General features: G+C 66.7%; 25 protein-coding genes. 19 read left to right on the top strand and 6 right to left on the bottom strand.

Annotated elements, in window-relative coordinates:
- From J2739_RS10440 to J2739_RS10420, 5 genes are read right to left on the bottom strand one after another with little or no spacing between them, the layout of a single operon-like run.
- The gene (locus tag J2739_RS10440) at positions 1–1,455 is read right to left on the bottom strand and encodes a hydrogenase 4 subunit F (protein WP_309901245.1); all 1,455 of its coding nucleotides are present in this window, start codon (positions 1,453–1,455) and stop codon (positions 1–3) included.
- A gap of 1 nt (position 1,456) precedes the next feature.
- Positions 1,457–2,119, bottom strand: coding sequence for a formate hydrogenlyase (locus tag J2739_RS10435; RefSeq protein WP_309901243.1), 663 nt, complete (start codon positions 2,117–2,119; stop codon positions 1,457–1,459).
- A gap of 1 nt (position 2,120) precedes the next feature.
- Positions 2,121–3,068 carry a respiratory chain complex I subunit 1 family protein gene (locus J2739_RS10430; protein ID WP_309901240.1) on the bottom strand — a complete coding sequence of 316 codons (948 nt, stop codon included), beginning with the start codon at positions 3,066–3,068 and terminating at the stop codon, positions 2,121–2,123.
- A 7-nt stretch (positions 3,069–3,075) separates the two neighbouring features.
- Complete coding sequence (gene hyfB / locus J2739_RS10425; protein WP_309901239.1) at positions 3,076–5,100, bottom strand: hydrogenase 4 subunit B; 2,025 nt, start codon at positions 5,098–5,100, stop codon at positions 3,076–3,078.
- 3 nt (positions 5,101–5,103) lie between these two features.
- A complete protein-coding gene (locus tag J2739_RS10420) occupies positions 5,104–5,247 on the bottom strand; it encodes a CopG family transcriptional regulator (protein ID WP_309901237.1) in 144 nt (47 codons plus the stop codon).
- 145 nt (positions 5,248–5,392) lie between these two features.
- On the opposite strand from J2739_RS10420, the gene J2739_RS10415 reads away from it, so the two are divergent.
- Positions 5,393–5,590: a CopG family transcriptional regulator gene (locus tag J2739_RS10415; RefSeq protein WP_309901235.1), complete on the top strand. Its 198-nt coding sequence runs from the start codon at positions 5,393–5,395 to the stop codon at positions 5,588–5,590.
- A gap of 293 nt (positions 5,591–5,883) precedes the next feature.
- Complete coding sequence (locus J2739_RS10410) at positions 5,884–6,555, top strand: TetR-type transcription factor C-terminal domain-containing protein (protein WP_309901233.1); 672 nt, start codon at positions 5,884–5,886, stop codon at positions 6,553–6,555.
- A gap of 88 nt (positions 6,556–6,643) precedes the next feature.
- Here the strand turns inward: J2739_RS10410 and J2739_RS10405 are convergent, their stop codons facing one another.
- The gene (locus J2739_RS10405; protein WP_309901231.1) at positions 6,644–7,195 is read right to left on the bottom strand and encodes a nuclear transport factor 2 family protein; all 552 of its coding nucleotides are present in this window, start codon (positions 7,193–7,195) and stop codon (positions 6,644–6,646) included.
- Positions 7,196–7,279: 84 nt separating this feature from the next.
- Between J2739_RS10405 and J2739_RS10400 the strand changes: the two genes are divergently transcribed.
- From J2739_RS10400 to J2739_RS10320, 17 genes are all read left to right on the top strand, one after another.
- Positions 7,280–8,038, top strand: coding sequence for an SDR family NAD(P)-dependent oxidoreductase (locus J2739_RS10400; protein WP_309901229.1), 759 nt, complete (start codon positions 7,280–7,282; stop codon positions 8,036–8,038).
- A 13-nt stretch (positions 8,039–8,051) separates the two neighbouring features.
- Positions 8,052–10,172: an acetate--CoA ligase family protein gene (locus tag J2739_RS10395; protein ID WP_309901227.1), complete on the top strand. Its 2,121-nt coding sequence runs from the start codon at positions 8,052–8,054 to the stop codon at positions 10,170–10,172.
- On the top strand, positions 10,172–10,945 hold the full coding sequence (locus J2739_RS10390) for an enoyl-CoA hydratase/isomerase family protein (RefSeq protein WP_309902105.1): 774 nt from the start codon (positions 10,172–10,174) through the stop codon (positions 10,943–10,945). The genes J2739_RS10395 and J2739_RS10390 overlap by 1 nt, the downstream gene beginning before the upstream one ends.
- Positions 10,946–10,991: 46 nt before the next feature.
- A complete protein-coding gene (locus tag J2739_RS10385; RefSeq protein ID WP_309901225.1) occupies positions 10,992–11,756 on the top strand; it encodes a TetR/AcrR family transcriptional regulator in 765 nt (254 codons plus the stop codon).
- An 18-nt stretch (positions 11,757–11,774) separates the two neighbouring features.
- A complete protein-coding gene (locus tag J2739_RS10380; RefSeq protein WP_309901223.1) occupies positions 11,775–11,918 on the top strand; it encodes a hypothetical protein in 144 nt (47 codons plus the stop codon).
- A gap of 25 nt (positions 11,919–11,943) precedes the next feature.
- Positions 11,944–13,605, top strand: coding sequence for a 3-(methylthio)propionyl-CoA ligase (locus J2739_RS10375; protein WP_309901221.1), 1,662 nt, complete (start codon positions 11,944–11,946; stop codon positions 13,603–13,605).
- A 39-nt stretch (positions 13,606–13,644) separates the two neighbouring features.
- A complete protein-coding gene (locus J2739_RS10370; RefSeq protein WP_309901218.1) occupies positions 13,645–15,966 on the top strand; it encodes an acyl-CoA dehydrogenase family protein in 2,322 nt (773 codons plus the stop codon).
- A 45-nt stretch (positions 15,967–16,011) separates the two neighbouring features.
- Positions 16,012–17,244 carry an ABC transporter substrate-binding protein gene (locus tag J2739_RS10365; protein WP_309901216.1) on the top strand — a complete coding sequence of 411 codons (1,233 nt, stop codon included), beginning with the start codon at positions 16,012–16,014 and terminating at the stop codon, positions 17,242–17,244.
- 89 nt (positions 17,245–17,333) lie between these two features.
- Positions 17,334–18,215, top strand: a complete 882-nt coding sequence (locus J2739_RS10360) for an SMP-30/gluconolactonase/LRE family protein (protein WP_309901214.1) — start codon at positions 17,334–17,336, stop codon at positions 18,213–18,215.
- Positions 18,212–18,982: an ABC transporter ATP-binding protein gene (locus J2739_RS10355; RefSeq protein WP_309901213.1), complete on the top strand. Its 771-nt coding sequence runs from the start codon at positions 18,212–18,214 to the stop codon at positions 18,980–18,982. Before J2739_RS10360 ends, J2739_RS10355 begins: the two co-directional genes overlap by 4 nt.
- The gene (locus J2739_RS10350) at positions 18,975–19,688 is read left to right on the top strand and encodes an ABC transporter ATP-binding protein (protein WP_309901211.1); all 714 of its coding nucleotides are present in this window, start codon (positions 18,975–18,977) and stop codon (positions 19,686–19,688) included. Before J2739_RS10355 ends, J2739_RS10350 begins: the two co-directional genes overlap by 8 nt.
- A 37-nt stretch (positions 19,689–19,725) precedes the next feature.
- Positions 19,726–20,610 (top strand): branched-chain amino acid ABC transporter permease, encoded by an 885-nt coding sequence (locus tag J2739_RS10345; protein WP_309901209.1) that lies wholly within the window; start codon positions 19,726–19,728, stop codon positions 20,608–20,610.
- A gap of 20 nt (positions 20,611–20,630) precedes the next feature.
- The gene (locus J2739_RS10340) at positions 20,631–21,671 is read left to right on the top strand and encodes a branched-chain amino acid ABC transporter permease (RefSeq protein ID WP_309901207.1); all 1,041 of its coding nucleotides are present in this window, start codon (positions 20,631–20,633) and stop codon (positions 21,669–21,671) included.
- Between the two features lie 33 nt (positions 21,672–21,704).
- Positions 21,705–22,475 (top strand): SDR family NAD(P)-dependent oxidoreductase, encoded by a 771-nt coding sequence (locus J2739_RS10335; protein WP_309901205.1) that lies wholly within the window; start codon positions 21,705–21,707, stop codon positions 22,473–22,475.
- 103 nt (positions 22,476–22,578) lie between these two features.
- Positions 22,579–24,285, top strand: coding sequence for a flavin-containing monooxygenase (locus J2739_RS10330; RefSeq protein ID WP_309901203.1), 1,707 nt, complete (start codon positions 22,579–22,581; stop codon positions 24,283–24,285).
- A 26-nt stretch (positions 24,286–24,311) separates the two neighbouring features.
- Complete coding sequence (locus tag J2739_RS10325) at positions 24,312–24,494, top strand: hypothetical protein (protein WP_309901202.1); 183 nt, start codon at positions 24,312–24,314, stop codon at positions 24,492–24,494.
- A gap of 237 nt (positions 24,495–24,731) precedes the next feature.
- Positions 24,732–25,151 (top strand): hypothetical protein, encoded by a 420-nt coding sequence (locus tag J2739_RS10320; protein WP_405053867.1) that lies wholly within the window; start codon positions 24,732–24,734, stop codon positions 25,149–25,151.
- The last annotated feature ends 138 nt before the right edge of the window (positions 25,152–25,289 follow it).

Below are 25,289 nucleotides of genomic sequence, written 5' to 3'. Positions count from 1 at the left end.
TCAGTTCCCCAGCATCGCCGCCGCCTGGACGTACCAGGCATTGAGATAGGGGGGGATGTAGACACCGAGCATCAGGCCAAGCGCCAGGTGCATGAACACCGGAACCAGGGCCGGCGGATGCGTCAGGGGCTTCACGTTGGTCTCGCCAAACACCATCGGCTGGACCCGGCTGAAGACGGATGCAAACGCCAGACCCAGCGCGATCAGCAGGAATGGGGTCGCCCAGGGCTGCTCGCGCATCGCCGTGGTGACGATCAGGAACTCGCTGGCGAAGACCCCGAACGGGGGCATGCCCAGGATGGCGAGCGACCCGAGCATCAGACCCCAGGCGACCGTCGGGCTGACCTTGATGAGCCCGCGGATGTTTTCCATGAGCTGCGTGCCGGCCTTCTGCGCGGCGTGGCCGACGGCAAAGAAGATCGCGGACTTGACCAGCGAATGCACCGTCATGTGAAGCAGCCCGGCGTAGCTGGCAATCGGCCCTCCCATGCCGAAAGCGAAGGTCATCATCCCCATGTGCTCGATCGACGAGTAGGCGAACATGCGCTTCACGTCCTTCTGCCGGATCAGGAAGAACACCGCCGCCACGACGGACAGCAGGCCGAAGCCCATCATCAACCGTCCGGCCAGCGGGTAGTGCAGCGCCCCGTCGGTCAACACCTTGCAGCGCAAGATTGCATAGAGCGCGACGTTCAGCAGCAGGCCCGACAGCACGGCCGACACCGGCGTTGGGCCCTCGGCGTGGGCATCCGGCAGCCAGTTGTGAATCGGCACCAGACCGACCTTGGTGCCGTAGCCGATGAACAGGAACGCAAATGCCAGCGTGATGATGTTCGGGTCGAGCTGATCCTTCATCGCGTCGAGGTTGGTCCAGAGCAAGGCGCCTCCTTCGGGGCCGATCACCTTCTCGGCCGCCATGTACAGCAGCACGGTTCCGAACAACGCCTGCGCAATCCCTACGCCGCACAGGATGAAGTATTTCCATGCGGCCTCCAGGCTGGCCGCAGTGCGATAGACGCTGACCAGCAGCACGGTGGTCAGCGTGGCGGCCTCCATCGCGACCCAGATGATGCCCATGTTGTTGGTCGTCAATGCCAGCAGCATCGTGAAGCTGAACAGCTGGTACATGCTGTGGTACAGGCGCAGGCGCGGCGGCGTCATCTTGCCGTGGTCGCGCTCCACGCGCATGTAGGGGCGCGAGAAGATGGACGTGGTCAGTCCGACGAACGCGGTCAGCGTGACGAGGAAGACGTTCAGCGGATCGATATAGAACTCGCGGTCCCACACCAGCATCGGCCCGCTTTCGACGATCTGCGCGGTGAGGACGCAGGCGGCGACGAAGGTGCCCAGGCTGAAGGCGACGTTGACGTCGCGTGCGTTGTCGCGCTGGCCCACCAGCGCCAGCACCAGCCCGCCGGCCAGCGGGGTTGCGAGTAGGAAGGCCAATGCGAGCAACTCAGTCTTCCTTCAGCTTTTCGAGGTGGCGGATGTCCAGGCTGTCGAATTGCTCGCGAATCTGGAACATGAAGACGCCCAGAATCAGGACGCCGATCAGCACGTCCAGCGCGATGCCCAACTCGACCACCATCGGCATACCGTAGGTGGCCGACGTGGCGGCAAAGAACAGGCCGTTCTCCATCGCAAGGAAGCCGATCACCTGCGGAACCGCCTTCGCGCGCGCGATCATCATCAGGAACGACAGCAGCACGCAGGCCAGCGCGATGCCCAGCGTGCCGCTGGCCAGCGCCGACGACAACTGGGAAATGGGTATCGCCAGATTGAACGCGAAGATCACGACCCCGATGCCGATCAGCATCGTCGTCGGGATGTTGATCAGCGTCTCGACGTCCCAGCGGATGTCGAGGCGGTCGATCACCCGGTGCAGCAGGTACGGGATCAACAGCACCTTGAGCACCACGGTCAGCCCGGCCGACAGGTACAGGTGGTGCTGGTCGGTCGCATAGCCGACCACCGCGGTCGCGAGCGCCAGCGTCGCACCCTGCATGGTGAACAGGTGAATCAGGGTGAGGATGCGCCGCTGCGAGATCATCGCGAAGGCGAGCATCAGCAGCACCGCGCCGAGCAGGTTGACGAGTTGGGTCAGGATGCTGCTGCTCATGTCACTGATGGAGGAGCAGGTGTACCAGCATGCCGATCACCGCGAGCAGGAAGGCGGTGGCCAGGAACTCGGGCACGCGGAAGATGCGCATCTTGGCGCTTGCCGTCTCCAGCGTGGCAAGCAGAAAGCCGCCCACGGCGAGCTTGGCTGCCAATACGGGCAGGGCCAACAGCATCTCCAGCGGGGCCTGAGCCTGCGCGACGCCCCATGGGAAGAACAGGGCCAGGCCGATGCACGAATAGGCGAACAGCTTCAGGCTGGCCGCCCATTCGATCAGCGCCAGGTGGCGACCCGAGTACTCGAGGATGAGCGCCTCGTGAATCATCGTCAGCTCGAGGTGCGTGGCCGGATTGTCCACCGGTACGCGCGCGTTCTCGGCCAGCGACACCATCGTGAATGCAACCCCGGCAAAGGCCATGCCGGGATAGATCGCGAGTTCGCGCTGCGTCAGCGTCTCGACAATGGTGGTGAGTGAGGTCGACTGGGAAATCAGCGAAGCCGAGAACAGGACCATCAACAGCGCGGGCTCGGCCAGAAACCCGATCAGCATTTCGCGCCGTGCCCCCATGGTGCCGAATGCGGTGCCGATGTCCATGGCGGCCAACGATACGAACACCCGCGCCAGGGCGAACAGGCCGACCAGTGCGATCGCATCGGCCGCCGGCGCCAACGGCAGATCGGTCGACAGCGTGGGGATGATGGCGCAAGCCAGCACCATGCAGCCGAACATCACGTAGGGCGTGACGCGAAACAGTCGCGATGCGTGGTCGGCAAGCATCGACTCCTTGTTGAACAGCTTGTGCAGCATCCGATAGGGCTGCCAGAGGCTGGGTGCCGTCTTGTTCTGGAGCCACGCGCGCCACAGGTTGACCCAGCCGGTCAGCAGGGGGGCCAGCCCGATCGCGATGACGATCTCGAGCAACTGCGACATGAAGGCAGAGAAGCTCATGGCGACCTCATCGCATCACCACGAGCAGCGTGGCCGCGAGCGTCAGGAAGCTGTACAGCAGGTACACCGAGATCCGGCCCTGCTGCATCAGGCCGATCAGCCGAGCGAGGTACGCCGCCAGGTCCGCCACGGGGACATAGAGCCAGCGCCAGAAGTGATCCTCGATCGTGACGCGATAGTGCGGTTTCGCATCGAAGGGCGTGGGCAGATCGCGTCGCATCAGGAAAAATGGCTCGAAGATCTGGCGGATCGGCTGACCAAATCCTTCGGCGGTGTCCTGCATGCGGGCCGTGCCCCACGGGAAGCCGCAGGCCCAGGGCAGGCCGCGGCGGATGCGACCGTGGTAGAGCCTGCGGACCAGCAGGAAGGCGAGCGCAAAGCTTCCCAGGATTCCGAGCAGAAAGATCACGGGACCGTAGCTGGCCTGCGCGAGACTGCTCGGCGCCAACAGCCAGCCGCTGGCTGCCGCCTTGGCGCCGAGACCCGATTGGACAAGCTGCTGCGTCACCGGATCGATCAATTGAATGAACTGTGTCGGCAGCAGTCCCAACGCGATGCAGCCAAGCGCCAGCCACACCATGCCCACTCGCTCCCAGTGGCCCGCATCGTGGGCGTGGGCGAGCTTCTCCTCGCGCGGCTGCCCGAGGAAGATCACGCCGAAGAACTTGACCATGGTGTACCCGGCCAGCGCGGCCACCAGGGCGATGAGCGCGGCCACGACCGGAATCAGCATGGTCAGCAAGGGCACCGGCAGCCCCGGCGTGAAGAGGAAGCTCTGCAGCAGCAGCCATTCCGACACGAAGCCCCCCAGCGGCGGCAGGCCCGCGCTGGTCAACACGCCCAGCAGCGTGAGCCAGGCCACCCAGGGCATCATCCGGATCAGCCCTCCCATCTTGCCGAGGCTTCTCTCGGACGTGGCATGAAGCACACAGCCGGTCCCGAGGAAGAGCAGGCTCTTGAAAAAGGCGTGGCCTGCAACGTGATAGAGGGTGGCCGTCAACGCGAGCGCGGCCATCGGCTGCATGCCGTAGGCGGAAAAAATCAGGGTCAGGCCCATGCCGACGAACAGCAGGCCCATGTTCTCGATCGACGAATAGGCCAGCAGCCGCTTCATATCCGTCTGTACCGCCGCGAAGATCACACCGAAGAGGGCGGTCGCCAGGCCGACCCCGAGCAGCAGCCCGCCCCACCACCACAGGCGGACATGCAGCAGGTCGAAAGACACGCGCAACAGCCCGTAGATGGCCGTGTTGAGCATGACCCCGCTCATCATGGCCGAGACGGGGGACGGCGCGGCGGGGTGGGCCTCGGGCAGCCAAACATGCAGCGGCAGGATGCCGGCCTTGGCGCCGAAGCCCAGCAAGGCGAGCAAGAAGCCGACGGAGGCCCAGGATGGAGAAAGCACCTGGGCACGCATGTTGGCGAAGGTGTAGTCGCCCGTGTTGGCCTGCAGCACACCGAAGCACAGCAGGACAGCGATCGCGCCGATTCGCGCCATCGTGATGTAGAGATAGCCCGCGCTGCGCACCTCGGCCATGCGGTGGTTCGCGGTCACCAGGAAGAACGACGACAGTGCCATCGTCTCCCACATCACCATGAACGAATAGGCGTCGTCGGCGAGGACCACCCCCACCATGCTGACCAGAAAGAGGTGGTACTCCAGGCACAGCAGGCCGGGGGGCGTGCCTTCGCCCTTGCGGAAGTATCCGGCCGCAAACACGGAGATGCCGGCTGACGCGCCACCGATCACCATCAGGAAATAGGCCGAGAGGCTGTCCAGGCGGAGATGGAAGGGCAGTGCCGGCAGCCCGATGGGCAACACGGCGACCTCGGGGCGACTGAACAGTGCGTCCAGGGCCAGCCCGAAGAGCACCAGCCCGAGCAGTCCCCCGATGGGGAAGAGCACCTGCGACACCAGGCTGAATCGACGCAAGGCGAAGATCCCGGTGGCCCCCACGACCAACCAGGCCATCGTCACAACAAGCATCCAATCGAGATGGATCCATTGCGCGATGGGGGGCAGGCCACTCATGACTCAGGTACCGTGCTGCGCAGGCTCACCGGGCAGCCGGCGCACCCTCTGCGATGCCGTCCCATCCTGCGGCGCACAAGGCCGCTCGAAGGCTTCCCTCCCATGAGGGGCGGCGAGCAGGGTCAAGCGCGCAGGTTTGAGCTCCATGGATCCTCAGCATGGCAATGCAATAGGTACCCGATGCACATAGTATATGAACGCCATGCGATTGAGGAACTCAGAATGCTGCCTCGCTGATAGATTGACTGGTATGTGTGTTGGATTAACATACATTGACATACTTGGAGTCGTCATGGAGCTCAAGACTGCTCGTCTTACGGTCCTCATTGATCCGGCCAAGAAACAGGCCTTCGAGACACTTTGCGCGCAACAGGACGTGACGCCTTCTCAAGTGGTGAGGCGCCTGATTCGCGATTACTTGGCCCATCATGGTGTGAGCTACGTCCCGAGTGGTGGTGGGACAGATGAGACGAAGGCCCGCAAGCGCTGATCTGATCCGAATCAGACGGGGCAGGCTGGCGAGGGTCGGCTCGAACCGGCGTCGGGCTCCATCCATGGCGAAGGATCTCCCCGGGTTCTTCAGCGCCGATGGCCCGCATGCATGGTGACTTTCGGTTCGCCGGCCAATGCCGAGCGACCATCATGTCTTGACGGGGGCATGGCGACCGAATCGTCAGTCATCCCGCAGTGGACGCCCGGGTCGCGGTTCGGCCAAAACGGCGACAGCGGCCCCTTCCGTCCCGAGGCCATGAAGTATATTCAAGGCCACCTACGAAGGCATGGATGGCAACCGATAGAGCAGCAAAGACGAAGACGAACCGTGGCGCCGCGGTCGAGGACCGACCGACCCAGCTGATCGAAATCGCGTCCCGCCTCTTTGCCACACATGGCTACGCCGGCACCTCGCTGCGCGACATCGCGCAGCAAGCCAAGATCACCAAGGCCGCGCTCTACTACCACTTCCCCAACAAGGAAGCGCTCTACGAGCAGATCGTGGTGGACAACCTCCAGGCCCTGATCGATCGCGTCAGCGACGCGATCGATCAGGCCGACAGCGCGACCGAGCAGGTGCGCGCCTTCATGGTCACCGCGGCCGATGTCTTTGCCGAAGCGCCCGATGCCTGGATCGCCGGATCGAATGTCTTCTGGTCCAGCATGGGCCCACAGATCCGCTCGGCCGCGGTCAGCCGCCGCGACAGGTTCGAGAAGCTGCTGCGCGATTGCATCGCCAAAGGCATCGCCTCGGGCGAGTTTCGCGAGGTCGACGCAGCGACGGCCGGGCGCTTGCTGCTATCGGCACTCAATCAGATGACGCGATGGATCAAGCGGGACGGGCGGCTGACGCCCAGGCAGGTGATCGAGCAATACCTCGACATCGTCCTGATCGGGATGAAGGCGCCCGGCGCGGCCAAGCCAGCGAGATCGATGGCGGGGCGGCAGACAGCGAAGTCTTGAGGCGGTAATCCCGCGCCGAGCGGTCGTCCATACCGGGCTATGGCTCGACGCGCGTTTTCGCTTCGGCGGTCTTCTGCCGCGCAGGCTCCTAACTGCCCGGCTGCTCCACTGCCGCCAAGAACGCGTGGATCGGATCGTTGCCCTGCACCCCGCCGATCGGCTGCCGCGGACCGAAGCGCTCCGCCTCTGTCCCCTCGGGCGTGCCCAGAGGCCGCACCCAGTCGTACACCACCGTGCGCTGCGCGATGCGCCACTCCCCCGAGCGCTTCTCGAAGCGATCGAGGTAGCGACCGGCCAAGAAGACCTCGCGCGCCGTGCCTTGCGCATCGCGGTCGCGCTGCAGCGCCATGAAGTAGGTCTCCACCGCCGCCTGTTCGCCGCGCAAGGTGATCGACAGATTGGCGACGTTGTGCACCGAGCGTTCGCCTTGTGTGCGCAGCTTGGCCAAGGCCCAGTCGACAAAGCCCATGGCGCTACCCTGGTAGGGGCCGTGGCGGTCGGTGGCGTCCGGCCAATAGGAACTGCGTAGGGCCGCCTCGTCCTGGCGGTCGATGCCGCGGCAATAGCGAAACATGCATTCGCGGATGGCCTCGCGGTCCATCAGCTCGCCTACTTTCCGGGTCATATCGAGGGTGTCCATAGGGTAATTCCTGATCAAAATGGGGCTGCGCAACTTACTAACCGGCCGGTAGAATTTTGTGCAAATAGAGCACGGAAGACAAGCATGGCATTACGCATGGAAGGCAAGGTTGCCCTGGTGACCGGCGGCGCACAAGGCATCGGGCGCGCCATCTGCGATCGCTTTGCGGCGGAGGGCGCGATCGTCGCGGTGCTCGACATCAAGGCCGACCATGCCGAGCGCGCCGCGCAGGCGATCCGCGAACAGGGCGGGCAGGCCGTGGCCTGCGCCGGCAACGTGGCCGAGCGTGCCACCTTCGAATCGGCGGTCGCCACCCTCGAAGGCTTGTACGGCCGGCTCGACGTGCTGGTCAACAACGCCATCTGGGTGCGCTACGGTCCCATCGATGCGATCACGCCCGAGATGCTCGATCGCATGGTCGGCACCGGCTTCAAGTCGGTGGTCTGGGGCACGCAGATCGCCGCTGCCTCGATGGCAAAGGGCGGCGGTGGCTCCATCATCAACATCGCCTCCGCCGCCGGCTTTCTCGGCATTCCCAACAGCCTGATCTATTGCGGCGTCAAGGCCGGCGTGCTGGGCTTGACGCGCGCCTCGGCGGTCGAGCTCGGACCGAAGAAGATCCGCGTCAACGCCATTGCGCCCGGCACCATCATGACCGAGGGTGTGCGCATCAACGTCGACGAAGCCGGCATGGCGAAGCGCATTGCTCGCACGCCGGTCGGGCGCCTGGGCCAGGTCGACGACATCGCGAATGCCGCGGTGTTCCTGGCGGGCGATGACAGCGGCTTCATGACCGGCGAATCGATGCTGATCGACGGCGGTGTGACGCACGCATTCCTCTGATCGCACACCGTCCATGCATTCGCTCCATCCTCTCTTCTTCCCGTCATCGGTGGCGATCATCGGCGCGTCGTCCGACCCCGAGCGCATCGGCGGCCGGCCGCTTCGCTTCCTGGTCGAAGCGGGCTTCGCCGGCGCGTTGTACCCCGTCAACCGAAGCGGCGCCGCCGAGATCCAGGGCCTGCCCGCATTCGCCAGCCTGGCCGATGTGCCCGGCCCGGTGGACCATGTCATCGTCGCGGTGCCCGTACCCGGCGTCGAGGCCGCACTGCAGGACTGCGCCCGCAAGGCCGTCAAGGTGGTCCAGATCTTCACCGCAGGCTTCGCCGAGGCCGATGCCGCGGGTGCCGAACTGCAGGCCCGGCTGGTGCGCATCTGCCGCGAAGCAGGCATGCGCATGGTCGGCCCGAACGCGCTCGGGCTGCTCAATCCATCGGCCAAGTTCTACGCGACCTTCTCCACCGCCCTCAATGGCTTGCGGCCCAAGCCGGGCGTGATCGGCATGGCCACGCAGAGCGGCGCCTTCGGTTCGGCGGCGTACGGCATGGCGACCTTGCGCGGCATCGGCCTGAGCCGCGTGATCGCGACCGGCAACGAGGCCGACGTGGACGTGGCGGAGTGCATCGACTACCTGGCCGACGACGCCGACACGCGCGTGATCTGCGCCGCGCTGGAGGCCTGCAAGGACGGTGCTCGATTGCGCGCGGCACTGCGCAAGGCTGCCGCCGCCGGCAAGCCGCTGGTCATCATGAAGATCGGCCGCACCGAGGTCGGCGCGGCCGCTGCCGCGACGCACACCGGCTCGCTGGCCGGCAATGACGCGATCTACGACGCGGTATTCGCGGAATGCGGCGCGCACCGCGCGGCCTCGATCGAGGAGATGCTCGACATCGCGCACCTGTGCGCCGTCACCGGCCAGCTGCCGGCGAACGAGCGCATCGGCATCATGACCGGCTCCGGCGGCATCGGCATCCTGATGGCGGACGACGCGTCCGATCTGGGCATGGTGCTTCCGCCGCTCGCCACCGAATCGGCCGAGGCCCTGCGCGAGCTGCTGCCCTTCGCGGTGCCGGCCAACCCCTACGACACCACCGCGCAGGTCACCTCGGTGCCCGATGGCGTGGCCCGCGTGCTCGATGCGATGCTGTTGCCCGGCTCGCCCTTCGGCACCCTGTTCGCCTACCTGGCCCATGTCGGCCTGTCGCCGTCGCGCTTCGCGGCGACGGAGCGACGAATGATCGACATCCGGGCGGCGCATCCGGACCGGCCACTGGTGCTGGTGATGCTGTCAGAGCAGGGCGTGACCGAGCGGCTCGAGGCCGCGGGCGTGGCTGTCTTCGCCGATCCCTCCCGGGCGGTGCGCGCGATCGCCGGTGCCGCTCGCATGGCGAGACTGCGGCGCGGGATGCGCAGCGGCATCGCAGCGGCAAGCGGCTCGCAGCCCCTGCCGCCGGCCTCGACCGAGGCCGAGGCCAAGGCGCTCCTCGGCGCGGCCGGCATCCCCGTGCTGCCCGAACAGACCTGCACCAGTGCCGAGTCGGCCGCGCGTGCCGCGCACGGCATGGGCTACCCGGTGGTCGCGAAGATCGTCTCGGCCGACATTCCGCACAAGACCGAGGTCGGCGGCGTACTCGTGGACCTGCCGGATGCCAGCGCGGTCTCTGCCGCCTACCGCACGCTCATGTCCCGAGCGGCCGAGCGTGCGCCGCAGGCCCGCATCGATGGCGTGCTGATCGCGCCGATGGTGCGCGGCGGCGTGGAAACCATCATCGGCATCCACATGGATCCGGTGTTCGGCCCGATGGTCATGTTCGGCCTGGGCGGCACCGCGGTGGAGCTGTTCAAGGACGTGGCCTTTGCTTCCGCGCCGCTCACCGCCGCGCACGCGATGTCGCTGATCGACGCGGTGCGTTCATCGGCCCTGCTCAAGGGCTGGCGCGGTGGGCCGGCCTACGACACGCAGGCCCTGGCCGATGCGCTCAGCCGCCTGTCCGAATTCGCGGTGCGCCATGCCGACCAGCTGGCCGGCATCGACATCAACCCCTTTGTCGTCAACCTGCAGGGAGCCGTGTGCCTGGATGCCCTGATCTCCATGCGACAAGCCCCCGCCAACCCCAGCCCGAGAGAACACACATGATGGAACTCAAGACACTCCTTCTGACGATCGAGGACGGCATCGCCGTCGTCACGCTGAACCGCCCGCCGGTCAATGCGCAGAACGCCGAGATGCGCGCGGAGATCACCGAGCTGTTCGACACGCTCAGCGACATGGACGATGTCGCCGCCATCGTGCTGACCGGCGCCGGCAAGGTGTTCTCGGCCGGCGCCGACATCCGCGAGCGGCCCAACCTGGCGGCCACGCCGGGCGCCTATGGCCGGCACAACCGGCTGGTGCGTGAGTCGTACTACGCGGTGGTCGAGTGCTCCAAGCCCGTGATCGCCGCCATCAACGGCGCCGCGCTCGGCGCGGGCTTCGGCCTGGTGATGGGTTCGGACATCTGGGTCGCCTCGGAGGACGCCTATGTCTCCATGCCCGAGATCAACGTCGGCCTGGCCGGCGGCGTCACCTTCCTGCAGAAGTTCTTCAGCCAGTCGCGCGCGCGCCGCATGTTCTACACCGGCATGCAGGTGTCGGCGCAGGAGCTGTACCGCCTCGGTCTGATCGAAGCCTGCGTGCCGGCCGCCGAGCTGATGCCCTACGCGATGGGCATCGCGCGGGAGATCGCGTCCAAGAGCCCGATCGCCGTGCGTCTGGCCAAGGAAGCCGCCCGCATGACGTTGACGATGCCGCCGCGCGACGCCTATCGATACGAGCAGGGCAACACGGTGGCGCTGTCGAAGACCGAAGACACCAAGGAAGCGCAGCGCGCCTTCTTCGAGAAGCGCAAACCGGTTTTCACCGGGCGCTGAGCCGGGCACTGCGTTCGCGTTCCACCGTCGCCCCCATCGCATCATCATGTCCCGCCGAACTGCCTCTTCGCCACCCGCTCGCGCGGGCAAGTCCGGTGCGCCGGACACGCGCGAGAACCAGCTGTTGGCCATCGCGCGCCGCCTGTTCGCGCGCGACGGTTACGAGCGCACCTCGCTGCGGGACATCGCGGAAGCCGCGGATATCACCAAGGCTGCGCTGTACTACTACTTCCCGAACAAGGAGGCGCTGTACGAGCGAGTGGTGCTGGAGTCGATGCAGTCGCTGGTGGACGATGTCTCGGCCGCCGTGGCCGCCGAGTCCTCGCCGACGGCGCGCATCCGCGCCTTCATGCAGTCCTCGGCCGACGTGTTCGACCTGGCGCGCGACCGGTGGATCGCCGGCTCCCGGGCCTTTCGCGAAGGCGGCAGAAGAGGCCAGCACCTGGCCGCGATCGCGCTACGCGACCGCTACGAGAGCCTGTTGCGGCAGTGCATTGCCGAGGGCATCGCCAGCGGCGAGGTGCGCGCCATCGATCCAGCCATCGCGGGCCGGTTCCTGCTCTCCGGCCTGAACCAGATGACCAACTGGCACCGGCCCGATGGGCGCCTGGGCGTCACCGAGGTGATGCAGCAGTTCCTGGACATGGCGCTGTACGGCTTGCTGGTCGAAGCGCGTCCGGCGCAGGCGGCAGACAACCGGCCGCCGGCAGCGCAGTCCGCGTCCGCCTCGTCGATGGTGCCGTCGCCGACCTCGCGCGCCAAGCCGCGCTCGACCAGAAGTCGCAGCGCCCCCATCACGACCGACGCTTGACCCATGAGGATCAGGACCATGCCCTCCACCCATCTCGGCTTCGTTATTGACCGGTCGGCCGGTAATTTCCTGAAGTCGGAAGCGCCCTGCCTGAGCAGCGCCGAATCCTCCTTCGTCACCGGCATCGTGCCGGCGGTCGATGGCGGGCGCAGTTACCACTGAGCTGGACCGGACAAAAGGAGACTTCATGAACGGCCTGATGCAACAGCATCCCCTGCTGCTGTCCGGACTCATCGACCATGCTGCCGCCTTCCACGGCGAGCGCGAGATCGTCAGCCACATGCCGGACGGCAGCACCCACCGCAGCAACTGGCGCGAAGTGCAACAGCGCGCCAAGCGCCTGGCCAACGCCCTGACCGGCCTGGGTGTCGGCGCGGGCGACCGGGTCGCCACGCTGGCCTGGAACACGCACCGCCACCTGGAGCTGTACTTCGGCGTCTCGGGCATGCAGGCCATCCTGCACACGGTAAACCCGCGGCTCTTTCCGGAGCAGATCGCCTACATCCTCGACCATGCCGAGGATGGCTATGTCTTCTTCGACAACAGCTTCGCCGCGACGCTGGCCGAACTGGCGCCGCAGCTGCGCCGCGTGAAGGGCTTCGTCGCGCTCTGCGAGCGTTCCCAGATGCCGGACGTGCAGCTGCCCAACCTGCTGTGCTACGAGGAACTGCTGGCCCAGGCATCCGCTGATTTCGAATGGCCGGTCTTCGACGAGAACACTGCCTCGTCGCTCTGCTACACCTCGGGCACCACCGGCAACCCGAAGGGCGTGCTGTACAGCCACCGCTCGACGGTGCTGCATTCCTTCACCGCATGCGCGGCCGATGGCCTGGCTATTTCCGCGCGCGACAGCGTGCTGCTGGTGGTGCCGCTCTTTCATGTCAACGCCTGGGGCGTGCCCTACGCGGGCGCGATGTGCGGCGCCAAGCTGGTGCTGCCCGGGCCGCATCTGTCGGGCGAGAACATCTATCGGCTGCTGCGCGACGAGCGCTGCAATTTCTCGCTGGGTGTGCCCACGGTGTGGCTGGGCCTGTTCGACTACATCGAGCGCAACCGCGCCGCGCTCGACCTGTCGGAGATCGTGCTCAAACGGCTGATCGTCGGCGGCTCGGCGGCGCCGCGCGCCATGATCCAGAAGTTCGAGGAGCTCTTCGGCGCCTACGTGATCCATGCCTGGGGCATGTCCGAGACCAGTCCTCTCGCGACCATCGGCACGCTGCTCGACAAGCACCGCGAGCTGCCGCTGCCGCAGCGCTATGACGTGCAGGCGAAGCAGGGCCGCGCGATCTACGGCGTGGAGATCGAGATCTTCGGCGAGGACGGCCAGCCGCTGCCGCACGACGGCAAGGTCTTCGGCGACCTGAAGGCGCGCGGGCCCTGGGTCGCTTCGGGCTACTACCGCGCCGACGGCGACGCGACCGACGCCGCGGGCTGGTTCCCGACCGGCGACGTGGCCACGCTCGACGCCGACGGCTTCGTGCAGATCACCGACCGTTCCAAGGACGTCATCAAATCCGGCGGCGAATGGATTTCGTCCATCGACCTCGAGAATGCGGCCGTGGCCCATCCCGACGTGCAGGAGGCCGCCGTGATCGGCGTGTCCCACCCGCGCTGGCAGGAGCGCCCGCTGCTCCTGATCGTGCCCAAGGCCGACGCGCAGCCCACACGCGAGGACATCCTCGCCTTCATGGCGGGCAAGGTCGTCAAGTGGTGGATGCCTGACGACGTGCTGTTCGTGGACGCGCTCCCCCACACCGCCACCGGCAAGTTGCAGAAGCTCAAGCTGCGCGAGCAGTACAGAGATCACCAGCTTCCGACGGACGTGGCCCGAAGCGGCCCCGCCGAATGAGACGCGCGACCTTCCGCACAGCACCAAGGCTCCCCACCCATGACTCATCTCGACGAAACCCAGACGATGCTGCGCGACAGCGTGCAGGCATTCCATGAGAGACACCCGGCCCCGGCACGCGTGCGCCGCCTGCGCGACCAGGCCATCCCTTTCGACCGAAGCATCTGGCGCGACATGGCAGAGGCGGGCTGGAGTGGCGTGCTGGTGCCCGAAGCGCTCGGCGGTCACGGCCTCGGCGCGGCGGAGGCGATGCTGATCGCGAGCGAACTGGGACGCGGCCTGGCACCGGAACCCTACGTCGCCTGCGGCTTGATGGTGGTGCAGGCGCTGGTGCCGATCGCCACCGACTCGGCGCCTGCACGTGCGCTGCTCGAGCAGGTGCTCGCCGGGCAGACGCTGGTCGCGCTGGCCTGGCAGGAAGCCGCCGGCGAGCTGGGCATCGACGATGTCCGGATGCGAGCCGTCCGAAAGGGCGAGGGCTGGCAGTTGGAAGGGGGGGTCAAGCGTTTCGTGCCACTGGCCGACGCCGCCGACGGCTTTCTTGTCTACGCGCTGGAGGACGGCAACCCGGTGCTGTTCTGGATCACGCGACCGGCGGCGATTCGCACGACCCGCACCGTCGATGGACTGAACTTCGGCGAGGTGGACGTCGAGGGCCTGGTGCTCTCGGCCGATGCCCGGCTCGCCAGCGGCCCGGTGGTGCGCGATGCCGTCGCACAGGCCATCGAGCTGGGCCGCCTGGCCAGCGCCTTCGAACTCGTGGGGGTGGCCGAACGCGCGCTGGACGCCACCGTGGCCTACACCTCGCAGCGCGTCCAGTTCGGCAAGCCCATCGCCTCGTTCCAGGCGCTGCAGCATCGCATGGTCGACATGTGGATGCATTGCCAGCTGGCGCGCGCCTCGGCCGAGAACGCGCTGCTGGACTGGGCCCGCCCGGCCGACGAGGGCACGCGAATCCAGTCGCTGCGCGCGGCGCGCGCACGCGCCGGCGCCACCGCGCTGCTGGTTGGGAAGGCGGCCATCCAACTGCACGGCGGCATGGGCATCGCCGATGAAACGGACATCGGCCTGTGCTTGAAGCGTGCGCTGGCGTTGTCGGCCTGGCTCGGAAATCCGCTCTGGCAGCGCGCCCGCTTCCTGGACGAAATGATGAAGACCGGCCGCGTGCGCCAGTCCGACAACGCGCCCCTGGTGGTGGCCGACGACGTGGACGTGGCCGAGCTGCCGGACGAGGAGTTCCGTCGCGTGCTGGCGACCTGGATCGCCGCCAACTACCCGCCCGAGAAGCGCTTCATGAAGAAGCGCGCCTATTACGCCGACATCTCCGACTGGTACCAGGCGCTGTCGAAGAAGGGCTGGCTCGCACCCTCCTGGCCCAAGACGGCCGGCGGCATGGGCCTGTCGGCGACCAAGCAGGTGATCTACGCCGAGGAAATCGCACGCCATGGCTGCGCGCGCATTCCGGACCACGGCCTGGCCATCGGCAAGCTGCTGCTCCTGCACGGCACGCCCGAGCAGATCGACTACCACCTGCCGCGCGTGCTGAGCGGCGAGATCATGTGGTGCCAGGGCTATTCCGAGCCCAATGCGGGCTCCGACCTGGCCAGCCTGCGCACGCGCGCCGAGCGCGACGGCGACTTCCTCGTGGTCAACGGCCAGAAGACCTGGACCACGCTGGGTCCGGGCGCGGACTGGATGTTCGCGCTGGTGCGCACCAGCAAGGTCGACGGCGCCAAGCAGAGTGGCATCACCTTCCTGTTGATCGACCTCAAGACACCCGGCGTGAAGGTGCGCCCCATCGTCAACCTCAAGGGCGAGGGCGAGTTCAGCGAAGTCTTTTTCGACAACGTGCGCGTGCCCGTCTCGAACGTCGTGGGCCGCATCGACGACGGCTGGAGCGTGGCCAACTCCTTCCTGCGCGAGGAGCGCATCTTCTTCGGCACGCCTCGCCAGTGCGAATACGCACTGGGACAGCTCGATCGGCTGGCCGAGGCCACGAATGCGCTCGCGATGGGCGACTTCCGCGACCGCTACGCGCAGCTGGTGCTCGATGTGCGCGATCTCAAGTCCGCCTTCGAACTCTTCATGGGGCGATTGCGCAGCGGCGAAGAGCTCGGGCCCGAGGTCTCCTACCTCAAGGTCTGGGGCACCGAGACCTACCAGCGCATCACGGACGAACTCGTGCAGCTCGCAGGCGACCACGGCGGCCAGATCGACGACGTGGTCATCGGCGGCATTGCGGCCGACGTGATGAACCAGTACCTGGACTCGCGCATGCCCGCCATCTTCGGCGGCTCGAACGAGATCCAGCGCAACATCCTCGCCAAGCAGATCCTGGCGCTGCCTTCGGGCCGCGCCTGATACCCCGGCCAACCATTCACCAACGACAGCACAGGAGACACAGGAATGAATGACTTTCGGCACTCCCTCGCGGCCTTGCGTGCCGTGCTCGCCGCAGCCGGCCTGGCCGCGATCGCCGGCCTGGCCCATGCCCAGATCTCGGACGACATGGTGCGCATCGGCCTGATGGGCGATTTGAGCGGCCCCTATTCCGGCAACGGCGGACCGGGTTCCGTGCTGGCCGCCAAGATGGCCATCGAGGACTTCGGCGGCAAGGTCAACGGCAAGCCGGTCGAGCTGCTGACGCTGGACGACCAGAACAAGCCCGACGTCGGTCTGAACGCCGCGCGCAAATGGTTGGAGACGGACAAGGTGGACGCGATCGTGGGCGGCTCGGCCTCGTCGATTGCGCTGGGCGTGCAGACCCTGATGAAAGAGAAGCAGAAGCCCTACCTGATCGCCGGCACCGTCACCTCCGACCTCACCGGCAAGGCCTGCTCGCCGATGGCCTTCCAGTTCCTGGTCGACACCTACTCGCTGCCCAAGGCCGGCGTGCAGACGCTGATCGACAAGGGCATCAAGACCTTCTTCTTCGTGACCGTGGACTACGCCTTCGGCACGGCGCTGCAGACCGAGGCCACGCGCTTCATCGAGCAGGCGGGCGGCAAGGTGGTGGGTTCGGTCAAGCATCCGTTGGGCACCACCGACTTCTCGTCGTACCTGCTGCAGGCGCAGGCTAGCGGCGCCAAGGCGATCGTGATCCTGAATGCGGGGCTGGACCTGTCCAATTCGCTCAAGCAGGCGGCCGAGTTCCATATCACCAAAGGCGGCCAGAGCGTGAGCGTGTTCGGCATGACGATCAACAGCGTCGCCGCGATGGGCCTGGAGACCGCGCAGGGCCTGAACATCACCGTGCCTTTCTACTGGGACCGTGACGAAGCCTCGCGTGCCTGGAGCAAGCGCTTCATGGAGCGCAACAACGGCGTGGTGCCGACCTACATCATGGCGGGCGTCTACAGCGCCGTGACGCACTACCTGAAGAGCGTGCAGGCGGCCGGCACCGATGCCGGCCCGGCGGTGGTGGCGAAGATGAAGGCGACGCCGGTGAATGACTTCATGTCCAAGGACGTGAAGATCCGCGAGGACGGCCAGGTGATGCGCCCGGTCTATCCGGTGGAGGTGAAGACCCCCGCGCAGTCCAAGGGCAAGTACGACTTCTACACGATCGGCACCGCCATCCCCGCCGAGAAGATCTTCCGTCCGCTGTCCGAAGGCGGCTGCGATTTCGTCAAGAAGTAGGCGCGGCGGGCGGGGCAGGGTGCCACATGCGCCCCAGCCCGGCCGTTCCGAAGGGGGCTTGTACCGCAGACGAAGGCGAAGGTACTTTCATGAAACTACGACACGAGATCATCGGCGACACGCGCGACAGGCTGGGCGAGTGTCCGGTGTGGGACGTCCGCGACCAGTCGCTGTACTGGGTCGATTCCAAGGCGAGGCTGGTTCGGCGCATGTCGGAAGGCCGATATAGCGAATGGAGCACCCCGAGTGAGGTGGGCTCGATCGCGCTGACGCGCAGCGGCCGGCTGGTCCTGGCGCTCGAGGACGGCTTCCACCTGATGGACCTGTCCACGGGCGCGGTACGGCGGCTGGCCGAGGTGCGGCACAAGGGCCCGGGCATGCGCATGAACGACGGCCGCACCGACCGGCAGGGCCGCTTCGTCGCCGGCTCGATGGTGATGGGCCGGCACGACACCGATGGCGGCTACTACCGGTTGGAGGCCGACGGCAGCGCGACGCCGCTCTTCGACGGCATCGCGCTGGCCAATGCCACCTGCTTCAGCCCCGACGGTCGCCGGCTCTATCACGCCGACAGCCTGAGCGGCAACGTCAGCGTGGTGGACTACGAACCGGCGACCGGAGCGGTCGGGCCGCGCCGCACGCTCTTCAGCACGAAGCCGCACGGCTCGGCGCCCGACGGTGCCACGGTGGATGCCGAAGGCTGCCTGTGGATCGCGCTGGTGCAGTGCGGCAAGCTCGGCCGCTTCCAGCCCGACGGCAAGCTGCTCACGCTGCTCGACGTGCCCACGCCGTTTCCGACCTGCCCCTGCTTCGGCGGGCCGGACCTGGATGTCCTGTACCTGACCAGCATCCGCAACACCGGCAACCTGCTGCGCAGCGACCATCCGGATGCTGGCGCGCTGTTCGCCTTCCACGGCCTGGGTGTGCGCGGCCTGCCCGAGGTGCTCTTCGACGACGGGAGGCTCGCATGACGAACCCCGCGCGCGCCAGCGACTGCATTCTTCGCACCGAAGGGCTCAGCAAGGAGTTCCTCGGCTTCCATGCCGTGAAGAACGTGTCGCTGAACATCCGGCGCCACAGCATCCATGCCTTGATCGGCCCCAACGGCGCCGGCAAGACCACCTGCTTCAACCTGCTGACCACCTTCATCCCGGCCAGCGCCGGACGCATCTACTACAACGAGCACGACATCACCAAGAGCGACCCGGCCAGCGTCGCGATCGGCGGCATGGTGCGTTCTTTCCAGATCTCGGCGGTGTTCGGCCAGATGAGCGTGCTGGACAACGTGCGCGTGGCGCTGCAGCGCAAGGCCGGCGGCACCTTTGCCTTCTGGCGCAGCGCGCGGGTGCTGGAGCGCTACACCGGACGCGCGCGCGAACTGCTGGCTGCGGTCAACCTCGAGCCCTACGCGAACTTTTCCGCCGCCGACCTGTCGTACGGCCGCAAGCGCGCGCTGGAGCTGGCGACCACGCTGGCGCTGGAGCCCGAGCTCATCCTCCTCGACGAGCCGATCGCCGGCCTGGGCCACGAGGACATCGGGCCGGTGACGCGCCTGATCGCGCAGGTCGCGAAGGACCGCACGGTGCTGATGGTGGAACACAACATGAAGGTCGTGGCCGAGTTGTGCGACCGCATCACGGTGCTGCAGGCCGGCGAGGTGCTGGCCGAAGGCAGCTACGAAGAAGTCTCGAACGACGCGCGCGTGCGCGCGGCCTACGTGGGAGGCGCTCATGCCTGAGCAGAACGTACCCTGCCTGGAGGTGCGTGGCCTCACCGGCTTCTACGGCGAAACGCAGGCGCTGCACGGCATCGATTTCGTGGTGCAGCCGGGGGAAGCGGTGTGCCTGCTCGGCCGCAACGGTGCCGGCAAGACCACCACGCTGCGTGCGGTGGTGGGCCTGCTGGCCAAGCGCCGGGGCCACATCGCGATCGACGGCCGCCCCACCCAGGGCATGGCGCCCGAGGACATCGCGCGCCTGGGCGTCGCCTACTGTCCCGAGGAGCGCGGCATCTTCGCGAGCCTGGACGTGGAAGAGAACCTGCTGCTGCCCCCGGTGCTGATGCCCGGCGGCATGACGATCGACGAGATCTACATGCTGTTCCCCAACCTCAAGCTGCGTCGCAAGAGCCCCGGCACGCGGCTCTCGGGCGGCGAACAGCAGATGCTGGCGATCGCCCGCATCCTGCGCACCGGCGCCAAGCTGCTGCTGCTGGACGAACCCACCGAAGGCCTGGCACCCGTGATCATCGAGGAGATCGGCGAGGCCATCGGCATCCTGCGCCAGCGCGGCTTCACCATCCTGATGGTGGAGCAGAACTTCCGCTTCGCCTCGGGTGTCGGCGACCGCTTCTACGTGATCGAGGAAGGCAGGGTCGCCGAGCATTTCGACCGGCAGACGCTGGCCTCCGACCACGCGCGGATCGAGGCGCTGCTCGGCGTCTGACCGAGCCGACCAGAAACGAGCGAACAAAGAGACACCTATGCCGGACACCTTGTTTGGATTCCCACTGGCCGCCATCGCGGGCCAGGTGCTGGTGGGCATGATCAACGGCTCGCTGTATTCGTTGATGAGCCTGGGCCTGGCGATCATCTTCGGGCTGTTGCGCGTGGTGAATTTCGCGCACGGCGCGCAGTACATGCTCGGCGCCTTCGTGGCCTGGGGCCTCCTCGAGTACCTGGGCCTGAACTACTGGTGGGCCCTGGTGCTGGCGCCGCTGCTGGTCGGCCTGAGCGGCGTCGCGCTGGAGCGCACGCTGCTGCGCCGGCTCTATCACGTCGACCATGTCTACGCGCTGTTGCTGACCTTCGGCTTCGCGCTGATTCTCGAAGGCGTGTTCCGCTACAAGTTCGGCGCCACCGGCCAGCCCTATCCGAACCCGATTGCGGGCGGGCTCGACACGCCGATGGCCTTCTTCCCCTGGTATCGGCTGTGGGTGATCGCCGCCTCCATGGGCATGTGCATCCTGACCTGGTTCGTCATCGAGCGGACCAAGCTCGGCTCCTACCTGCGCGCCGCCACCGAGAACCCGAATCTGGTGCGGACCTTCGGCGTGCGCGTGCCGCGCATGCTGATGCTGACCTACGGCCTGGGCGTGGCGCTCGCCGGCTTCAGCGGCGTGATGGCTGCGCCCATCTACCAGGTCAATCCGCTGATGGGCTCCCAGTTGATCATCGTGGTCTTCGCGGTGGTCGTGATCGGCGGCATGGGCTCGATCATGGGCGCGATCGTGGCCGGCTTCGGCTTGGGCGTGATCGAAGGCATCACCAAGCTCGTGTACCCGGACGGCGCCGGCATGGTGGTGTTCGTGGTGATGCTCATCGTGCTCGCCGTGCGTCCGCAGGGCCTGTTCGGCAGCCTGCGTTGAAATCGGTCGAAGGAGACAACGTGACCGCAACCCCCTCGTTCTCCGAGCGCCACTGGGCGGCCCTGCTGGTCGCTGGCGCGCTCGCGCTGGTGCTGGCGCCGTTCGTGGCGTACCCCGTCTTCCTGATGAAGCTGATGTGCTTCGCGCTGCTCGCGGCCTCGCTGAACCTGATGGTTGGCTACGTCGGGCTGCTGTCTTTCGGGCATGCGATGTTCTTCGGCTCGGCCGGCTACGCGACGGCGCATGCCGTCAAGGTCTGGGGCTTCGATCCCGCGCTGGGCGTGCTCTTCGGTGCGGCCGTGGCGGCGGCGATCGGTGCCACCACCGGCGCGCTGGCGATCCGTCGCGCGGGCATCGCCTTCTCGATGATCACGCTCGCCTGCGCGCAACTGGTCTACTTCATCGCGCTGCGTTCGCCCTTCACCGGCGGCGAGGATGGCATCCAGAACGTACCGCGCGGCAAGCTCCTCGGCCTGCTGAGCCTGCAGGACAACCTCACGCTCTACTACGTGGTCATGGTCACGGTGGTGGCCGCCTTCTGGCTGATCTGGCGCGTGGTGCATTCGCCCTTCGGCCAGGTGCTGACCGCGATCCGCGACAACGAGCCGCGCGCGATCTCGCTGGGCTACCGGGTCAACCGCTACAAGCTGCTGGCCTTCACGCTCTCGGCCGCGCTGGCCGGACTGGCCGGCGGAATGAAGAGCATCGTGTTCCAGATCGCCACGCTCACCGACGTGAGCTGGGTCACCTCGGGCGAAGCCCTGCTGATGGGCATCGTCGGAGGCCTGCAGACCATGTTCGGTCCGGTGGTGGGCGCCATGGTGGTCGTGACCATGGCCAACGAGCTCTCCGGATTCGCGGAGGCGGTGCTGATCGTGCAAGGCGCCGTCTTCGTGGTGGTGGTCATGCTGTTCCGCCGGGGCATCGTGGGCGAAATCAATGCGTTCCTGGCCCGTCGCACGAGACTCGGCAACACCCCTCCCGAAGTGTCCTCGACGCCTCCCCGGGCCCCACGCGCCGGCCCAGCCGCTTCCGCAACGGCGCGTGAGGGAACCCCATGACCCAGCTTCTCGCGACACACACTGGAGCTGTCCATGTCTGAGCGTTCCGACGTCCTTCTGCTGCGCGGCCGGCTCGCTCTCGTGACCGGCGCCGCCGGCGGCATCGGCCGGGCCATCGCGCTGCGCTATGCACGAGCCGGCGCTCGCGTGGTGCTGGCCGATCTGCGCGCCGAGGACTGCGAAGCCGCCGTGCGCGAGATCGCCGAAGCGGGCGGCAGCGCCTGGGCCTTCGCGCTGGACATCACCGACGTGGCGGCCTGCGCCGCCCTGGCCGAACGGATCGGCAACGAGATCGGCGTGCTGGACGTGCTGGTCAACAACGCCGGCATCCTCCTGCGCGAAGGCATCGACACGCCCGACGCGCATCGCAAGATCCGCCGCGTTTTCGATGTCAACGTGCTGGGCGGCTTCAACGTGCTGCATGCCTTCCTGCCGGCGTTGCGCCAGACGCGAGGCTGCGTCATCAACATTGCCTCGGGCGCGGCGTTCATCGCGCAGGCCGGCTGCATCGGGTACTCGGGTTCGAAGGGCGCGGTGAAGATGCTGACGCAATCGATGGCGGTCGATCTCGCGCCGGATGGCATCCGCGTGAACGCGATCGCCCCCGGCGTGATCGAGACGTCCATGACCGATGCCACCCGTGCCGATCCGCAGCGGCTGCAGAGTTTTCTGCGCCGCACGCCGATGGGCCGCGTCGGCCAGCCCGAAGAGATCGCCGAGCCGGCGCTGTTCCTGGCTTCTCCGATGGCCAGCTACATCACCGGCGTCACCTTGCCGGTGGACGGCGGGGTGCTGGCTGCATGACGCGAGGACCCGAGGACATGACCGGCTGACTCGAGCTCGTGACCGCACGAGATCGCCTTGGCGCGGAACCCCTTTGTTGACCAGAACCTGCATGGAGATGCCTATGAACGCCGACACTTCAAAGAATTCCGACTCCGCCTCCAGTCAGAGTCCAGGCACCCGACGGGTCGACGTCCTCGTGGTCGGCGGCGGCTTCGGAGGCATGTACGCCGTCTACCGGTTTCGCGAGATGGGCTTGAGCCTGCAGGCCTTCGAGGCCGGGGGCGACGTGGGTGGCGTCTGGTACTGGAATCGCTACCCGGGCGCACGCGTCGACCTGCCCAGCATCGACTACAGCTATTCCTTCTCTCCCGAGATCGAGCAGGAATGGACCTGGTCCGAGCAGTTCGCGGCCCAGCCCGAGCTGCTGCGCTACATCGACTTCGTCGCGAAAAAGCTCAGCCTGCGCCCGCACTTCCAGTTCAACACGCGCGTCAACCGGGCCAGCTGGGACGAGGCGCGCGCGCTGTGGGTGCTCAAGACCGACCGCGGCGAGACCTGGGAGGCGCCGTATTGCGTCATGGCGACCGGCCCGCTGTCGATTCCGAAGGAGCCGGACATCCCCGGGGTGAAACGCTTCAAGGGCCGCCTGCTGCATGCCGCCAAGTGGCCGCACGAACCCGTCAGCTTCGAGGGCCAGCGTGTGGGCGTCATCGGCACCGGCTCGACCGGTATCCAGATCGTGCAGGAGGTCGGGCCGAAGGCCGGCGAACTCTTCGTCTTCCAACGCACGCCGAGCTTCACCATGCCGATGCGCAATGTCGACCTTGACGCCGAATACATGGCCGAGGTCAAGCGCCACTACGCGGGCATCCGCGAAGCCGCACGCAACAGCGCGGTCGGGGGAACGCGGCCGCAATCGACCCGGGCCTTCTTCAGCGTGACCCGCGCCCAGCGCCAGGCCTTGCTCGAAGACGCCTGGAAGCAGGGTGGCCTGGCCATGCTCGGGACCTTCTCGGACCTGATGCTCAACGAGGAGGCGAATGAGCAAGTGGCGGAATTCGTGCGCAACAGGATCCCCGAGATCGTGAAGGACCCGGTCACTGCCGAGAAGCTCAAGCCGAAGGGCTATCCGATCTTCGCGCGCCGGCCCTGCCTGGATTCCAGCTACTACGAGACCTACAACCTGCCGACCGTGCACCTGGTGGATTGCCTCACCGACCCGATCGTCGAGATCACCGAGAAAGGCGTGCGCACCGAGTCGGGCGAGGTAGAACTCGACATGCTGATCCTGGCCACCGGCTACGACGGACTCACGGGCGCACTGACGGCCTTCGACGTGGTCGGGCGCGGCGGCCGCAAGGTCAACGACAAGTGGAAGGAGGGCGCGCGTTCGTACCTGGGCCTGATGATGGAAGGCTTCCCGAACCTCTTCATGACCACCGGCCCCAACGGTCCGGCGGCACTCGCCAACATCATCCGCATCAGCGAGCACGACGTAGACTGGATTGCCGGGGCCATCACCCACATGCACAAGAATGGCCTCACCACCATCGAACCGACTCCCAAGGCCGAGGAGGACTGGATGGGCATCGTGCGCAACCTGGCCAAGCGCTCGCTGATCAACAAGGCCAAGACCTGGTGGGTCGGTGCGAATGTGAAGGACAAGCCGCAGGGACTCACGCTCTTCACCGGGGGCTTCCATGCCTACCGCCAGTACACGGCGGCGGCCGTGCAGGATGGGTATGCCAGCTTCAGCTTCGGACCGGCGAAGGCCGAGGCGGAGCGCGAGCCGCGGTTCGCGGCGGGGGATTCGGTGACGGGGGTCTAAGGGCCGCGGCGACCTTGATTCCGTGCATGGCTTCAGCACAGCGCTGGCGTCGAAGTCACGTTCTCGCCCGTGCGCAACGCGGCAAGCGGGAGCCGAAATTCACGGTCGAGCAGCTGCCGCCCTTCCTGGACGGCTGCAACGTCCGGGTCTGCCTCCTGCCGCTCACCCCGGCCACCAAGGGCATCTTGAACAGAGAGCTCTTTGCCTAGTTGCCTTCCGGAGCGGCCCTGATCAACGTCGGTCGCAGCCCGCACCTCGTGGATATGGACCTGATCGACGCGCTGGATTCAGGCCGGCTTTGACGCCCAAGCGGCGATCTCGAAGAAGTCCCCAAGCGCGGTTCCCTGGTTGACGATCATGGGTGCATCGAAACGCACAAGGCTGCTCACTCATGAAGCAGTTCCATTCCTTCTTCAGCCTAGAAACTTGCGCGCGCGCATTGGGCGTTGATACCGCGCAAGTTGCTAGCCGAGGTCAATGCAGCGCCTTCACGAAGCGAGGACATCGCTCACCACTTGACGAGTCGGCTGCAGGCGTTTTGGCGTATCTATCGGGAGGAGTGGCCCATCGCCACGGCGGCTTTCCAGATGTCGATGACCGACCAGCAGTTCGCCCGCGCCTGGCACAACATCAGACAACAGGGAATCCGCGGGTTCACGACCATGGTTCGCAAGGGGCAGGCCGCCGGTGGCGCTCCAGGCCTGGACCCGGAGCTGATCGCCTCCGCAGTCACGTCGATGATCGAGTACGCCTGCTACAACTGGACAGCCCGAGGAGGAGACTTCCCCGATCGGGTCATTGACGACAAGACCGCGGTGGACGTCTTGTCGCACGTGATCGTGCAGGCCGTCACGCGCCCCCGATAGGCAGCGCGCTTCGACGAGCAGGACCACGACTCGCCCTCAAAGACCGGCACGGACGCAGCGCTCATGCGGTGTCTCACCTGGCGCGTGGCCGAAATCCAGGTCCACGAGCTGTCGATGCAGCGTTCGCGGACGTTGCTT

This window comes from Variovorax soli, from assembly GCF_031454625.1.
In the GTDB taxonomy this organism is placed as follows: Bacteria; Pseudomonadota; Gammaproteobacteria; order Burkholderiales; family Burkholderiaceae_C; genus Variovorax; species Variovorax soli_A.
The sequence above is the reverse complement of the archived record's forward strand: the minus strand, read 5'-3'. Positions and strand labels throughout refer to the sequence as shown.